The following is a 17634-nucleotide window of genomic DNA, read 5'->3' on the forward strand; positions in this document are numbered from 1 at the left end:
CAATTTCCCCAGGAACGATCCCGCGGCGCCAAAGGGAATAGCCACGACCGCTCTCGGCAAAGTCCAGCCGATAGACCTCTTCCAAGCCTAGTCCATCCCTGTCTCGCATAGCTACCAGCTGGCTCTGCCCCTCACAAGTGAAGAAGTGGAGACCACAGTGACACCCCTTATATAGGAAGGTTTTTTTTAGTGAAAATTGCCCCAGATCCCGATACTCATGAGTGGAGAGATTATACTTAACAAAGCGATTATTTATAAGATAGACCCAGTCCTCCTTCGTCGGTAGAATATATAGGTCTGCGTGCATACGAGGAATAGTCTGTTGCCATACTCCTTCGATTGAGTATATATGAGTATCCTCCTTAGAGGCACCCTCGTACTGGACAAGCCAAAGACCACCACGCAGATAGATCCAACTAATCGGGCCCTTCTTAGAGAACTCAAGTTCTGCCCCAAGTTCCCCATCAAGGGAGTAGGGATAAATACGGCGCTCTCCATCAGAAGCTCGAAAGCCAAGGAATATCCGATCCGCATATGTCCTCACTAAGGAAAAGGAGTGCTTTGAGAGAAGTTGAAACATATCCTCGACTCTTTAGGGATTGCTGTCGGACGGACTTACCCGCTGGTAGATGCGTACCTCGTCGTGGGAGTGGGCGATCATTCGGTCGCCGACAATATGCACGGAGTTGATATCCCAACCGCCCCAGAGGTCGTGCCAAACAAATTCCTCCGTCTGCACGTCAAAGGCTGCAAGGAAGAAGATACCCGACACCCGCACCGAGACGTAGAAGATCCCTTCGTGTAGCAAGAGGCTCGTATACTCTGAACTATACTCCTTCCCTTCATAGGCAAAGCGATCCCTTCGCTCGTCACAGAGCATACGCCCAGCTTCGAAGTCAAATACAGTATAGTAACTGTTGAATAAGGAATATCCTCGTGTCCCCTGGATAAACATCTTGGGTAGAGTCTCATCCTGTCTCTCGAGCACCTTTCCCGTAGCTACATCTATACGATGTAGGTGCTTTTGGGTCGTCACCCACAGATCGGAGCCGTAGAAGTTGATGAATTCAATTTCCCCAGGAACGATCCCGCGGCGCCAAAGGGAATAGCCACGACCGCTCTCGGCAAAGTCCAGCCGATAGACCTCCTCCAGTCCTTGTCCGTCCTTATCTCGCATAGCTACTAACTGGCTCTTTCCCTCACAAGTGAAGAAGTGGAGACCACGGTGGCTTCCCTTATAGAAGAAGGGCGACTTCAACTGAATCGGAGGCAGCTCCCGATACTTATGAGAGGAGAGGTCATAGCTGATTACGCGACGTTCATCAACTAAGTAGAAGCGGGGCTCTTCCTCAAGAGCTACCTTGTCAAAATACCCATCTATACCAGTTATGGATCGCTTTCGTTCGCCATCTAATGAGCAAATATCAAGCAAGTTCTCAAATGGAGTTCCCACCTTATGATAGATCAGCCACAAGCCTTGAAAGAGAACCGCTTCATCCATATCTTCTTTGTTTGGAAATAGAAGCGCATCACCTATTACTCCATCTAAGGAACAGGGGTGAACAGACCGCCGTCCCTGAGGAGTTAGCTTGATTAAGAAGAGCTGCCCCTCATATACTTTTACTCGAATGGCGTTGAGCCGTGATATTACTTCGTACATAGAGCTACCTCGTAATTTCAAATATTATATCAAAGACCTTGTCTTGCTCTAAGTTTTTGATGATTTCAGCCTTCCGTTTAATCTTCACACCTAGGATATCCCCGATTACAGGCACCTTTTCATCATCAATAACGTCATCAATAGCTTTTTGAAACATTGGATCTTGCAGTGCTTCAATGATCTTCCGCTTAAGCTCCTCTCGGCTCATCTTGTGACCACTGAAGACCCACTGGATCCTTTTGCCTTTAGCCATTGTGGCGAGATCCTTTAGGAACTGCTGTCGGAAGGCCTTATCAGACCAACTCCCCCAGTTAGACCAGTTCTTCAGCTCGTAGTGCATCTTGCCTCTTCCCTCATCTACCACGATGTCATATATACGGACAACAGTCTCATTGCCTATCTTGACCTCCTCCTTAACCTCAAACTTGACGATACTTGTACCCTCAGCAAGGTGGTTGGCAAAGTACTGTAACTGGAACTTCCCCCCTTGAAGCTTTTTCCAGCTCTGAGCCATATCATTTAGTACGATATCGATACCCTCGGCGTGAAGGAGTTTCTCGAGCACTTCAGGACTGAAGCCCGAGAGGATTTTGCGGAGCTCAGTCTTGATGCTGGGAGAAATAGCCTTAGTGGTTTTTAGCTTCCCAAGGAGCAGGTCCACCTGAGAGGTGACGGATTTGGTTAGCCCTGCCTTAGAGCCAGCCTTGATGCTCGGATCAACAGCCTCCCCACCCGCGACTATCTTTATGGGCTTCCTCTCTGGATCAAACGATGTGAGGGTCTTAAACACCTCCTCCTGCTGAGAGAGAAGTTGCTTTTCGGCAGGAGACAAGCCTTTGATTTTCGGGGAAACGATACGCTTCCAGTCCGAATATTTGGAGACCAAGAGGCTCCTAAGAGCCTTGTTCTCTTGAAGCAACGTCTTACTCTGCTTGGGCAGATTCTTAACGAACTTATATCCCGCCTGCCCCGCGTTCTTGATGCCTATGACCCCCATCGCTGTATTGTAGATATCTACAGCTAACTTCAGCTCTGGGTCAGTGATCACCTGCGCATTCACTGCGATATTCCCCACAGCACCCACAACTTCAGCCAAGGCCCAGGCACGGCGGATCCAGTGTACTTTCGTAGCTAATGCCGTACCGCCACTGAAGACAATCGTCGCGACATCAAAGGCCGTGACAACTCCCTTCGCGATATTGTCATTGCGGATCTTGTCTGCGCGATACTTCATGAAGATCGCAGGGACAACATACATCTGATCCGACAGAGCGTTGCCACCTAAAGCCGTCTCGATCAGCGGGAGATTATCTGTATCGGGGACGATGATAACAGGAGTAAGAGGAGAGACAATCCCCAACTCTTCTCTATTCTCTCGTGAATGAAGTGAGTTCCTTGTAGTGGTATAGGTCTTATATACATCCAACAGCTTTACCTCACCTGTCGAGCCGATGTACTCACCTTGGTTATACTTATCGGTGAAGGATGCATCACCTCCTCCCATCAATTGGACAGAGCCATACTTAACGGGAGTTAAATTGAGAACGATTCGAGCATAATCATCTGGATCTTGAGGGAATCTCTCCTTGGTGCTTTTGCCTCCATCGGCATTGAACATCCACACCAGAGCTCCTATGAAGTTGGTGTAGTTGTCCTTGTCTGTCCAAAAGTACAGCGAGACATCATCTATCTCCGCTACAAGATGGCGGAGTAGGGCATTCTGATCAGCTTCTAGGTCTCTATAGAATTGAGAATAGTCCTTGCCATCTATGGACTGCATGAGACGCAGGATGGCTAGCTCTTCCCGTTCCTTTAGCGTTTCCTTTCGGGCAACTCGCTTCAAGGTTCTGATCAGCCATTCATAACTCTGTCTCTTGAGAGACTTGATATGGCATGACTCAAGGATCTGAAGCAAATCCTCATAACTCGTCTTCTCTGATAGCTGGCGGAGCTTCAGGATATCTCGTTCTACCTGGCCCTCATCATAGGATAGCCTATCATTAGCGAGGATGGTGCGGGCAATGAACTCAGCCTTACAAGACTCAGAAGCAGACCATAGGTAATCTGTTATCCAGCCCTGCTTAGGGATATTGAGTGATGATGGATCGGTAGGGTCATATGTAACATCATGGTATTGGTAGAGGCACTTTTCCCCTGACGCCACACGATACAGCCTGGTAGTAACCTTCTTGGATGTCGAATTGTACGTCAGCTCAAGGTCTAGAGCATCTTCTATCAACGCACTGCCTGAGGCATATGTTTTCTTGTCTTTATCCCAAGAATAGCTCCTAAGGGGCTCGCCTTCTTTGGAAGATAGTGTTATTCCATGGACGTAGTAGCTCCCTGGAATTATGGTTAGAGTAGCGATATGGTCACTATTCGTAGCCTTGACAGAGAGAATAACCTTGCCATCAGGTGTAATCCCTCCATTTTTAGCGCTTACGAGAGCCTTCTCTCTTCTTACTAAATCCCCTTGACTCTTATTATCCGCTGCAGTGAAGACAGCTGGGTTCGCAAGAACATTCCACTGGAAGGCAGCAAGCTCCTTGCCCGTGGCGTAGTCCATCAGATTACGTGTCTGACCCTGACTATTCGTCCCGCCATACTCATCATCGAAGGTGTGCTGCAGCGTGAAGAGCCCGTGTCCAAGCTCGTGGGCAATGGTATGACTTAAGGCAGACACACCTCCATTCGGGCTATTCCCCGAGAAGATGTACCCGAAGCGGCTACGACGGGGCATCTCACCCAGCAAGTCCTTCGGCTGAGACTCCAAGCCTCCTGCCGCATCCACAACGAAGAGGTAGACACCATCAAGCGTACCGGCAAGCTGCGTATAAGCCTTCTTCAGGTACTCCATCTCTGCACTCTCCTTCACCTCGCGTACCCGACCGAAGAAGCTCTCACCTACGATGCTGAGCTTGCGGTCTCCATCCCGATCCCAGCTATAGTCCCCACGCATGCGAGCATCCACTTCGACATCGAAGTGAATACCCACCGAGTTGTAGATACTATTCAGCTCACGCTCTATCTGATCCTTGTCAAGCTTGGCCTCATTGACTGGTACCAGCGTCAGTTTATGGCGTTGCTTCGGATAGCTTACGACACGGAGCTTACCCAAGACCTCACCCTCATAGATCGCATAGACATCATAGCTACTCTGGGCATCCGTCCCCGGTAGCTTGAGACTCCAGGTCTTGCTCTCTTCGTGGAGCTCTGCTGGCAGTGCAGGACTATTGGGAGACGTAGCAAAGCGCACTCGACTCAGGTCAATCGCCTTCTCCCCTTCGTAGCGTGCCGCAACGACATCCTGCTCTCCCGTAGGGACGAGCTTCCAGGGGGCAATATAGCCCTTAGCGAAAGGCTTGTAGTACTCATCCAGCTTGACGGAGCGCTGGTACCAGGACTCAGTGCCGCTGTCAAAGGCATAGCGTGCCTGCGCTGATGGCTCAAAGCGAACCGTGCCGATATCATGAGCTAAGCGGCTCGCATCAAAAGAGCCGATCCGCTCTACACGCTCCACCTTGAGGCCTTGCTTCGTGCCTACGCGTCCCTCCGAGGATGAGGTACTTGATGATGCGCCGCTGCTACCGACCTCAGACGACTCGGCGGGGCTAAGCTGATAGCTATCGCCCTTACTGTCGGTGATGATCATTGGGAAGGCCGAAGCAGACTCCCCTCCCTCGGGAAGGTCGAGCTTAATACGCTGTGGCTTGCCCTCAGCATCGGTCACTTCTAGCTCTCCGGTCTCGGGGTCAAAGCTCATCTCAGGCATCTCCCCGAGGGCGAAGTCTATCTTACGCTCTCTGATGCGTAGCTTACTTGGCTGGACTGTCTTACCCCCGTCATCAATCTTGTCGAGATCGGCAATACCGCCAGGCTGATCTGCGTAGATAGCCTCGACAAGTCCATCGATCTGACACTTCTCGACATTGATACGAAGACGATCAAAGCGAAGGGCCACTCGTGGAAGCTCAATGATAGAGCTGAGTCGTGTCGCGCCGCGACCTGAGTACCAGCCATCACCAAGTGACTGGAGCTGGGTAATCAGCATAGGATAGTCACCACCAATGGTCACCGTATCGCCCACTTGAATATCTAAGGCAGGATCGGGACTGAGGTTGGCGCGTGGAGGCTCCTTACCACAGTCACGCAGAAGGTCTAGGTTAGTCTTAGGCAGGGTGACCTCCTGAATAGCCGAATAGATCGGCTTATCGCCCGTGCAGAGCGTACCCACACGCCATTCGTAGGTCCAGCCGGGCTTGAGCTGAGCAAGCGTCATTCGCTCACCGTAGGACTGCACCTCGCTCCATTCGTAGATATCCTTGCTCGTCTTGGGGCGACAGGCCAGCATATAGCCCGTAGCACCGACAACTCTATTCCACGAGAAGTCTACCTTAGCATAGCGAGGATCTGCCTTGAGTCCCGTGGGGACGGGGCAGTTCTCGTTGAGCGTGAACCAGTATATTTCGCTGAAGCCCCCATGCTCAAACATACCTATCTCATCCACACCATCACGAGCGATAGCCTGCACCTGCCAAGCATAGCGTCGATTGGGCAAAAGGACCGGCTCTAGGTGAGTATAGTTGAGCGTAGTATGACGCGTGCGTGTGCGGTAGATCTCGTTACCATAGGCGAAGGCAGCCTGAGGAGCAGCGCCATTATCCGGGAGCTCCTTGAGGACAAACTCGTACTCCGTCCCTGCCAAGCCTTGATGACGAGGGTACCACTGGAAGCGGATGAAGAGTGGATCTCGATAGGCCACTTGTTCATCACGCTGGGGAAGATTGAGCATAGGCGGCTGCTTACTGTCAAGGTAAGCGCGAGCTGTATGCCAAGAGGAGAGGACTTGCTTGCTATAGTAGTCGACCACCTGTACAGAAATCTCTGTAAAGCCCGTCGGGAACTGACCATTACGCAGACGTCCGTTGATGATCAGATTCTCTGGACGAAGGTAGGGCATCAGGTCTGTTGCTGTCAGACGCGTAGGGATACCCGCCATAAGCTCCAGCATCGGATAGGACAGTTCCTCTCGGGTCTGTGCAAGGAAGCCATTACTCTTGATCTGCAAACGCAAGCGAGCCAGAAGTAACGGCTGCTGAAGATCCCGGTTATGCAGCGTGATGATAAGGCGATCGCGACTACCGGAATAATAGTCCACTAAGTGCGGACTCTGCGGACTAGGCCACTGTACCACACCATGGACGGGGTAGAACTGAGCACACAACTCCCTCCCCCCTCCCAAAAGGAGGAGTGAGAAGAATAAGACTTTATAGAGTATGGTCCGAGCAAAGACCAAGTGCTTAGATCTCCACATCACTATCACGATTATAATCTAAATAAATTAGTTGCCTTGTTTTGTCACCTTGAGCAAAGACCTCTCTTTCCCAACCCTAAGCTCTACAGTATAGACTCCAGAGGTATTTCCTCGTAGCTCATACTCAAAAGTTTGCATTTGTACTTTCTTTAGAGCCTTCTTATCCATCTCTACCATGGTCGGAGATAAGAGACGTAGTGTAAAGTCTTGAGGCTCTCGGAGCTCAATAAAGACCTTAAATTCTCCTGTCGTTGGATTAGGACTTACAAGAAATTGTTTAATCATGGCTCCAACCTTATCATCGGGAAGAGGCACACTCCCAACAGGTAGTACCTCGATGCGCTGGCTAATAAGTGTTGAGCAGTCCCCAAGATAACCCTCAAGTGCTACTGTATATATACCAGGAGAGTTCATTGTGAAGATAAGTCTCTCGTCACTCTGGCTCTTGACAACTGCCCCGACAGGGAGGTGCCATTTTAATCGATCAGCCTTGATTTGACTGATATTAACCACATGGATCTCTGCTCCTAGGTCTACAGAACTTGGTGCTGTAATATCAATGGGTAGTTCAGTCTGACTGTCACGGATTATAACCTCAGCGGAGGCTGTGCAACCGCCCTCATTGGTCACGATGACACGATAAGTTCCGGCACGGCTAACGCTAAGTTCTTTACCAGTTTCGCTGAGAGGCTGACCATTACGCAACCAGGAGTAGCTTACATTCTCTTGATTGGATGTAACTCGTAGATTACGACTTTGGTCTTTACAGAGAGTAAAGGCTTCGGAGAGGCTTACCTTGAGCTCTTCTGGCTGTGTCAAGCTCAAGCGATAGCGCAGCGTACATCCAGCAGCATCAGATACCAGAGCTACATATTCTCCAGCCCGGAGTTTTTCTCGCTGACGAGTAGTAAGACTAGGACTATCCTCCCAACGTATCGTATAGGGACTTGTGCCTCCACTGATATTGAGTTTGATGCTACCATTAGACTCTCCAAAGCAACTGGGGTGCACTAATTCTGGTCGCACAACAAGGGCGTCAGGTGAAGAAACCTCTGCTGTAGCATCAATAGTACAACCTCTGCTATCTGTAACACGTAGGAAGTAGGAGCCTATTTCGTTAACGCGAAGACTTGAGTTGGTTTCACCCTCCTTGTTCCACTCGTATGAGTATGGAGCAGTACCTCCCGTGACAAGCGCTTCAATAGAGCCTTCTCCTCCGCTGCAATTAGGGCTGGTAACCTTAAACTTGAGGCTTAGGGGCTCGGGATGAACTAATGTAAATACGGTAGATAATACACTGATGTTATTAGCATCTGTAATCTTCACTTGATATTGTCCTGCACTAAGACCTCGAGCGATACTATCTGTTTGTTGACTTAGTTCTTCGTTAGAACCATTGGTGAGCTTATACCAAGTGTAGGTGTAGGGCAGACGGCTCGCTATATGGGGCTTGCCACCCTTAGCATGTGCTGTTATCTCGCCGTTACTGTCCCCGTGACAGCTAACGAAGCGACTCTCCTTAACCTCAACCCCTAGGGGAGGAGGAGCATTGAGCGTAATATCAAGCTTTGCTCGACAACCGCAAGGGGCATTCTTATCCTCGGGGGCGAGAGCATCAAAGCGGGCATCCTCTACAACCACCTTATACTCCCCTCTCGGTATGTTAGATAAGGTGTAGATATAGGCACTCCCATCGGGACGTACAGAAGTAGGGGTAAAACTGCGGCCATCCGACTGACGTATGAAACGCACCTGGTAGCCGTTAGCGAGTGGAGTTCCCCCCGAGGTTCTGACACTGATGGAGCCATCAGATGAGTTATAGGCTAAGGGACTTACCACGCCTTCCTTCAAAATAGACACAGCTTCGGAGGGTTCAGCCAGTGTGATGCGGTGTATGAGCTCATTGCCTCCTCCGTCTTTGGCGAAGCAATCATTACTATCATAAACCTTGAGGGTATATTGCCCTCTTGGAAGGCGAGAGAGAGTAGTTGTAGAGCTAAACTCTTGGGTGCGGATCTCTGTCCCTGAGGCGTCTAGCAAATGTGCCTTGAAGCGCCCTGTTCCGCCCGAAGCTGTGAGCGTGATAGCACCATCAGTGCCAGCGAAGCAACTCACATCCTTCTTGGTAAACGAGTGTATGATGGCAGGTCGCTCGGCGATGGTAAGGTCTAATTTATGTCCTTGTCTCTCTGAATATCCTCCATATTCATAAAATGAAGATTGAAATCTGAAGATATATGTACCGGAAGGAAGTCCCTCAATGGTAGCTGTACGATTTGCATTAAGTCGTACATCAGAGATACTTTTAATGGTTTGTCCAGCCGAGTTAAGGACAAAGCCATGCAATATTTCAGCGGGGTATAGGGCCCTATCAAACTGAAATTTCACAGACGCATCCCCCGAGTTATTACAACGCTCTAAAGATATTTCTGAAGATAAAATATGAGGTGTCGAGATAGAGGTACGTAGCGTTATAGTAGAGCTTGGTTTAACAGGGTTATCTATCCTAAACTGGATATTCTTTCCTTGTCGAACCAACTCTAGATATTCAGCCTCCGTCATTAAGTCTTTCCCCTCTATACTCAAGCTACCAAGAGGAGATGAATCTATCAATGAAGCAGGTATATCTATCCATGAAGCCCCCGCATCAAGAGAATACTGCCATTTGTAAACAGAGCGGGGGAAGCCTGCTTGATTCTTTAGGATTACGCGGTCTTTAAGTGGCAAGAGCTGAGGCTGTACTGCATCAAATAAAAGCTCCGGATACAGCATAAACTTGTGCGTAACCACTCTGGAGTAGAAAGTATCCAAACTGCCCCAGTGCAGGTCTGTTCTAGAAAATTCCGTTTGAGTACCATCTCCGATAAAGAAATCTCGATTATTTTCTCCATCACTAAACCAGTCTAGGAAATTCACCTGCCTCGATGACTCATCCCACATGTAAACGATAGGCCCCTCAGAGGCTGATATCAAGGTCTTACCCTCTATTCGGAAGTGCTTTCTCCGCTCTCTATACATTTTGAAATCTTGAACTTCTTTTCTTTCCTGGCTACCAGACGTTTTATAGTAGAGTCTATTATAAAATCTTCGACGCCCACTATTAAGAAAAAACTCAACATCATACTCAAGAACATAGTTCTGAGCATATACTGCGTTGTATGTGCTTACTAATAGCAAGGATAGAAGTAGTAGATATTTCTTCATAGACTTAAGCTTCTCTTAATTGTTTGCGGCTTGCTCCCCTTATGCTTGACAACAAGGGTGTAAGTATTGCTCTTTCCCTGTTGGGTTTCACTATCTATGACTTCTCCCTCGGCAGGTAGGCTATCACGATAGAGGTATAAGCGTCCCTGCTCATCTGTCTTGTAGAGAGCTATACTTATGAGTGCTGTAGCTTGTGTCTTCCACTTAATGGCTATTACACCTTCTGGTAGAGCACTGAGGCTAAGATGGCTATCTACCAAGGCCTTTTCACTTATCTGAGCTCCGATAGCGACTTCTTGAGACAGCACAGAGAGAAGCCTCTTACTAGAGTAGGCTTGCATCTGATAGATGTAGCTCTTCCCTGGTTCATCTTTGATACGATAAGTTCTCTGTGTCTTGTCATCAATCTTCGCTACTTGGCGCAGGATATTGCTTCCTGGCTCCTTCCTAAAGATGATGAAACCTGTAAGGTACGGGTCATCTGCGACTTCCCAGTGAAGCACTGTATACTCCTTAGCATGCTCTATACGAGTAATACTTGGAGCCGTTGGTGCAAGTACATTAGGTTTTAATGCCTCAACAAGCTCTGATTGCTCTGATTGATTGTAGCGATGATCAAGAGCTGTCAGGGCATAGTACACCTTGCTATTGAGGGATTGTAGATGGATGCTGTCTTGATATAGAGTATCTTGTATGGCTACATCTGTAATAGGGATTAACTCTTCACCCTTGTTCTCTCCTCGGTATAGGCGATAACCCAATATGTCAGCCTCTTTATTAGCATTCCATAGTAGGCGAACCTTACCCAGACTATCTACTTGAGCTCTTAGTCCTGTTGGCTTGCTCGGGGGAATACTATCAATCGGCTGCAGAAGGATGGGTAAAGATTCTCTTGATGCTCCTCTCTTAGGCTTAGCTTCTATCTTATAGTAGACATATTTCGCTTTAGGAATATCTATCGTATAGCTCCTTACGGAAGGATCTAGCCCCTGTTTAAAGGGAACATACTTCTTATCATTTGTTGAGTGTAAGATACTGAAGCTCTCCAAGAGGTCTTCCTCCTCTGGGGAGAATGTCCAACTCATCTGCGCCCCACCCTTCTCATTAAAAGAGGCAGAGCTAATCATAGGTATCGTCTTAAGACTTGGATATCCAGCCCCTGAAACAACTATGCTATATGCACTCTTAGTACCAAAAGGAGTAATCCCAGCTACACGATAGTAATAGGTCTGTAGGTTAGCAATGCTATCCATATAGGTAATCGGAGCATGTGCGCTCTTTTCCACTTTGGACATACGAGTAATAGGCTCTGGGGTAATAGGAGTAAAGGTATGTCCATCCTCACTCCTCTCAACGATGTAGCTATTATATAGGTGTACTAATCCATTGTAGTCCCAAGAGAGTTGAGCCGATGCATCCCCGAAGCGAACAGAAAGGGCTTGAGGCTTGACTAGCTGGGTATTCTGCCCCATGATGACGAAGTTTAGCCCGGCCTTGATTGGATTCTTCTTGTCTGTACTGAGTGAGATGACCCTATACAGGTATCGCTCTCCAGGCTTCACCATTGTATCCTCCCAACCCCATCCCATAACCTTGGCAACAGGAAAGCATAGGTCGGCCGCATAAGCCGAGAAGAGATAACGCTGCTCTCTTTGCTCATCAAGAGCTATAGCCTTAGACATGGGGTTATCTCCCAGACCAATCTCAAAGTCCTCCCCAAAGACAGCTTGTGCCATCACTAAGCCCATAGGATATTGTGTGGCTATAGCCTTGAGTTCATCGCTCTCTCTTGGCTTGAGCTCAGCACCCAAGATGTGCACCTCTGGGGTTGGTAATATTTGTCCGTTACGCGCGATGGTCAGACGCTCTAAGCGAACCCCATGCTTGTTCAAGCTTTCCCAAGTTTTGGCATCACTGGCAATCCATCGCAATAGCACTTTATTACTGTGAACTTCAGCCCTTACTTTGATGCTTCCCTGGGACTTCGTTTGTGCCTTGAGCATAGCCGACAGGAACAAACATATCCCAAGGGTAAGGAGCCTCATACCCCACCTTGCTTGTTTCATCGCTCTGTGTTAAACTTGAGATTGTTATTGTAAAGGATAGGTATCGTTGAGCTTACGGTACCGTCAGGTAAGACATAGCTTACGAGAGCCTTATACTTACCATGTCTGAGTACGGGTAAAGTTCCAAGGGCGAAGCGCTCGTAGATACTACGACCTACTAACTCTTGATTATTGACCACAAGCCCCTGTAGGTCGCTGAAGTCAGCAAAGACAACATGCGAAGCTAAGAAAGTGAAGGGGAATCGATAAGCTTGCTTATTGAGAGTCCCGTCACTCAATTGAGACAAGAAGTATGGACTTGGAGCAAAGGCATAATAGGGTGGTGCACCATAGGGTTGCTCACTACGATAAGTTAACTCGAGACCAGCAAAGGGATAGCCCTCATAAACTAAGGGGTAGACGGTCTTGGCAAAATAATCCTCTTCTAGCGTTGCTTTGAGTTGCACAAGGGCTTTCCCTTGAGTTTTCTCTACCCCTAATACTTCAGCCTCATCAAAAGCCTCATCAGCTCGGACATCCAGTTCAAGAGGATAAGCTGAGGCTTCATCATAAACAGCAAAGCCATCCTTAATCTTGAGGGCATCCATCTTTTCCTTGAAGGTACTGTGCTGACTTGTGCTGAAGTCATAGCTGAGGATAGCTTTCTCTAGGTTGCTAGCCACAAGACGCTCAGCCCTATCACCTCCAATACGCACACTTAAGTCTTCGCTATCAAGATGAGTACTAGAGTTGTTCTTAGTTCTTTCTTGACCCTCCTGAACTTGTGCGGTGTAAGCTAGGCTCAGTGTATAGGGAGTTTTCTTTCTCAGGCTGGGAATAATAAACTCTAGTCTATTCTCACTCTCGTTGTAGTTGAAGTCCGTGGACACTCGTCCACCCTCTTCGTCAAGGAAGCTCATCTTGTAGTCAAAGCCCTTCTCGAAGAGGTACTTTTGTCCCATCTTGAGCTGTACATAGCCTTTATTACTTTCCTTGGGGAGGAAGTAGGACTGACCTACAACTGGATAAGCATAAACGACATTAGCAAGAGGGATTTCGCTGGGAGCCCCACCCGTAGTGAAAGTATGTGTCTTCTCTTCTATTGCCGGTTTACCCGAAGTCACAACTTGATGCCAAGAGCCATTTATAAACTCTTCGAAGCCAACACGAACACTTGCAGTAAGCTCTGTATTTGGAGGAAGGACTTCTTTAGCCTGCAAGCTAAGCTTAGTCTTATCATCACTCCACACAAGTTGAGCCTCAATGCTCTTGCCTTCCTTGTCCTTAAGGTCAAAACTTTTGAGACTAATACGATAGATCTTATTTACACCACGCTCGTCTGAGGCCTCAAAGGTTTTACCCATTGCAACATTGAAGGTTGCTTGAGGTACAGCAAAGACGCTTACTTCTCGCTCCCCGATAACTGGCGAAAGATCATTGATCATTGGTTCATCTACGGGAGATGAGCCAGGATTGACGACTTCACACTCTTCGCCGATACTTAGCTTAAAGCGAGCATGTCCCTTCACAAGCCCAAGCACATCGAGATTTACGCCAAGGTATCCCTTGAAGAAGGTTGGATCGGGCAAGCCTGCTTGTAGCAAGGCAGCCGCACCTCCCCTAATGACAGGGACACGCATACGCACCAACCACAACTTGATTTTTACACCCAACTCACCTTGCAGATAGGCATAAGCCTGCCCTTGAGCGTACCAGCCATTCAGACCTATTGTTCCAGAGCGGCCTCGACATTGCGCCTGACCATAATCCTTGAGCATCACATCAAAACCTAAGCCTGCATTAAAGTTGGCATACATGATAGCAAACTGAAGGTCACCAGTACGCACTCCCAGTTTAGAGCCAAAAGCGAAGCCTTTACCCGTACTTAGAGCGTCTAAATTACGCCCTAGGCTCAGACGGCTAATATCTTGCCCTATAAGATTAGCTACTTCTTGCGGAGGAGCAGGCATACCCGGAATACGGCTTCCTGCCATTAGGTAAGCATCACTCTTAACAGCGAGAATGCTACCAACATTTAACTTCAAGCCAATAGGAGTCGCTGGAGTTCCTAGATGTAAGTACCACTCCTTAGGATCAATATGCAGTACACCCCTTCCAGCAAGTCCATCAGGACCAGTTCCTGCGATAACACCAGCTGGACTTGACACATAGACATGGCTCACGGCGTGTAGGCTACTATTGTCCAGGTCCAGTTGCATAAAAATAGATCCTGAAATATTAGACCCCTTAAGCGCTTCTGGTAGCTTCTTTATGCTTAAAGCTCCCAGAACCTTCTCAAAGTCACCACCCTGCTTCAGCTGTTCTCCTAAGTTACTCGGGATGGTGCGATGTTGTTGGTCTATCCTCTCTTCTGCGGACACTTCACCCCTAAGATCCTTAGGGAATTGGGCATAGCCATAGAAACCGACCATACTTAAGCCTCCAGAACGAGAAAAAATTATCTCTAGGGCAGCCTCACCCTGTGCCGTTTTGCTGATTTCAAATAATGTAGATGCCTTAAATCCGAGTCCCTTACTCTCATCAGGTACATACTGAGCACTTCGGAATTTGCCTCCTTCGGCACTTTGCCCTTCAGCACGCACGCCATAAGTAAGAGCTCCCCCAATGCCATTGAGGGTCATAGGAGCAACAAGCGGTATACCTTGAGGGAAAGTCCCTAGACCATCAGCATACCAATAACTATTGCTGTCTTTACGACCGAAGCCTGCACGGACTTTCCACGAAACATGATCAGTCTTGCCTAAACCTAGCGATAGGAGAAGATTCCCAGTAAAGCCATTCCCATAGATTGTATTGTCGCGATGCCAATTAAGCTTACCTACTAGACCAATCTTGCCCGCAATTGTAGCATCAAGAGCAATCTCGCTGACATCCATACCCTCATAATACCAGACATTATCGCGATAAGCTGCTCGTAGTGTAATGTTGGTCTTTCCTGAAAAGAGGTTTTTCCCTAGGCTGAGCCCAGCTCCTAGTGTTAAATGGGCACCTCGATCATTAGCTCCTAGTTCTAACTGGTGTATGGAAAGGGGAAAATCTCCCAGCTTAGCTTCACCTTCGTACCCCAAAGCCTCGACACTAATATAAGGTGCTTGAGTAGTTAAACGAAGGTTGCGAAATTTTAAGCTCGCTAGCTTAACGGACTCAGGAGCGTTTAGATCATTAAGCCCCTCGGTCTTACCAAGAGCCATCCGACCATGCAGGACAGCCTCTGGGACAAATTTATCATCTATTAAATCTAGCTTAACATAAGAGCTGGGATCTAACTGAGCCTCGGCATTAAAGATTGAGAAGCTTAAACTAGAGTCTGGCCGAACAACCAATGTATAACGGTCATTCATTTGCATAGAGCCCTCATAAGCTAAGGTTGTTGTTTCCCCTTTGAAAGGCAAGCCTAGGCGACCTTTCAGCTCTGAAGAGATTAGCTCGTTGGCTACAAGGTGCATCGCAAAGCGGTCCACGGAGAATTTCCAACCGCTGGCACTACCCTTATCTAGTTGCAGAACATTATCAGCAGCAAATATCCCCGTAATGCCATTATCATCAATTAGGAGATTCTCAGCAGAGAAACGAGCATTAGAAAAAGCTTTAGGTAGAGTTACTGAAACACTCTTAGCATATACACCCCGCCATAGTGTACGTTCATCTGGCAGAAAACCTTGTTCATACTCCCTAGGGAAGTGCATATCTCTAGAGTTGCGTATGCTACTGAAGTCAAAGACCACATCATTAGCATCAAAAACATAGCCCTTAAGCCCCTTTATTTCAAAAGAAGGTAGGCTCATCGACACAAGTAAGTCGTCCCAGCTTTCTATAATAGTACTGAAACGACCAACTACTTGTTCGCCATTCGTGGCTGATGATATCAGTGAGGTAGGGAAATGCACCTCTGCATCTAAAGCTAAGTTTCTGAAGCCATCACAATTGATGGTCATGTAAGTGTTACTCTCAGAGATACCTCGACTACGATTGAAACCGCCCTTAAGAACCAGGGAGGTATTACCTCCATTGAACGGGATCTCGACATCTTGGAGAAGTGACAACTTAACCTCATCAGCCAAGCCTCCTGAATGAGTACCCTTGACACCCTCTGCGCCAAAGAAGAGGACTAACCTACGACCATCACTTCCCTGTGGAATAATGGCTTTTGCATAAACGGCAAGTTCACTATGAGTTGGTCCCAATGCAAAACGATTAACGGCGATGGTAACCTCCATACCGCTAATCGTTCGTTTCATCCCTATGGGTAAATGTACCATAGGCAGGTCATTATAGTCTAAGCTCTCAACATAGGCATTGCGCTGAGCTAGATCGGCAAAAGTTCGTTCGATTGCCTCAAGTTGCCGTTGAGTATTCTGAGAAGTTTGAGCATATACCCCGTTAGGTAGACAGAGTAGGCAGAAGAAAATCAGTAGAATTAAACACCTCTCCAGAGAGAACTTAATACCCCCAGCACCTCTAGACCTCTCCTTTTTTGAACAAATCTGCAGACTCATTAATACAGCCTAAAACAAACAACAATTACAATTCGCTACTTACGTTGTACAACACGAATTTACTTATCATTTACCAATTGAACAAATTCTAATGGAGGGATCTCAATTACAAACCGAAGTTCCCCTTTCCACCGTCGATATCCCTCCCTATCCCAAGACTCTGAAGTACATTATTCCCATCCATATATTTGCCATACAGAATGCTTTATATGCTTCACATGATAAGCCGCCAAGCGACCTGCCTGTCGTTGAGCCTCACGAAGCCCGGTAGCATCCGAATCATAGAGGAGGATGATATGCCGAAAACGAAGCTGTAAACTCTCAATGATATGTTCGGGGATCTGCGCAGTTTCGCTATTAAAGCAAATCGCATGGAAATATCGAGCGGAAAGTGAGAGAACGTCCTTCTCCCCTCCCGTAATGAAGAGTATATCGCCTTTACTGGGGAGCTGCTCCATCCCGAAACAATAAGGACTAGGTATTCGCCCTCCATAGAGGAAGCGCATCTTCGAGCTGTTGGGGCGATAAATCTTAATGTAGCCATTACCGATATAGGCATAGATAGGCTCTGTAGGGCTAGCCTTCAACTCAAAGGGCTTACCCTCCTTCGTCTGGCTCCTATAGCTCTTCAGTGACCGCACTCGAAAGCGACTGAGGGTATCTTCATAGATACCATAATGCGTCCAATAAGCTAAGAGGCCATCATCAAAAGGCTGAATCTCGAAGCTATAAGGGAGCTCATCCTGGACTGGCTCACTCAGCGTAGAAGCACGCTGCCCCTCGGGAGCAATAGCCTTCTGCTACAAACCAAAAGCAATCCCCCGCATAGGAGGGATGTCATGGTCGTAGTACTTATAGGTCGGCGATTTCTTGTCGTAGTAGATATGACAAGAC

General features: G+C 47.8%; 6 protein-coding genes and 1 pseudogene. All 7 read right to left on the reverse strand.

All coding sequences use genetic code 11. From position 1 onward, the window contains the following. A partial coding sequence (locus HMPREF0636_RS04735; protein ID WP_044168859.1) for a hypothetical protein occupies positions 1-580 on the reverse strand: 580 nt, incomplete at its 3' end. 12 nt (positions 581-592) lie between these two features. Next, on the reverse strand, positions 593-1501 hold the full coding sequence (locus tag HMPREF0636_RS04740; protein WP_044168861.1) for a hypothetical protein: 909 nt from the start codon (positions 1499-1501) through the stop codon (positions 593-595). Positions 1502-1664: 163 nt separating this feature from the next. After that, a complete protein-coding gene (locus HMPREF0636_RS08230; RefSeq protein ID WP_155807289.1) occupies positions 1665-6818 on the reverse strand; it encodes a hypothetical protein in 5154 nt (1717 codons plus the stop codon). A 183-nt stretch (positions 6819-7001) separates the two neighbouring features. Next, the gene (locus HMPREF0636_RS04750; RefSeq protein WP_248616875.1) at positions 7002-9362 is read right to left on the reverse strand and encodes a pectate lyase; all 2361 of its coding nucleotides are present in this window, start codon (positions 9360-9362) and stop codon (positions 7002-7004) included. Between the two features lie 812 nt (positions 9363-10174). Then, complete coding sequence (locus HMPREF0636_RS04755; protein WP_155807290.1) at positions 10175-12070, reverse strand: fibronectin type III domain-containing protein; 1896 nt, start codon at positions 12068-12070, stop codon at positions 10175-10177. Positions 12071-12240: 170 nt separating this feature from the next. After that, entirely contained in the window at positions 12241-16482 is a 4242-nt protein-coding gene (locus tag HMPREF0636_RS04760; protein ID WP_248616876.1) for a hypothetical protein, read from the reverse strand. A gap of 464 nt (positions 16483-16946) precedes the next feature. Next, positions 16947-17634 (reverse strand): annotated as a pseudogene (locus HMPREF0636_RS08235) (toprim domain-containing protein); the annotation flags it as partial.

Source organism: Porphyromonas catoniae ATCC 51270 (assembly GCF_000565015.1).
GTDB lineage: Bacteria > Bacteroidota > Bacteroidia > Bacteroidales > Porphyromonadaceae > Porphyromonas > Porphyromonas catoniae.

Excerpts from the sequence above, each read along its gene's own strand:
- HMPREF0636_RS04740 (WP_044168861.1), bottom strand. The coding sequence starts at position 1,501 with ATGGATGAAGCGGTTCTCTTTCAAGGCTTGTGGCTGATCTATCATAAG.
- HMPREF0636_RS04760 (WP_248616876.1), bottom strand. The coding sequence starts at position 16,482 with ATGAAACGAACGATTAGCGGTATGGAGGTTACCATCGCCGTTAATCGT.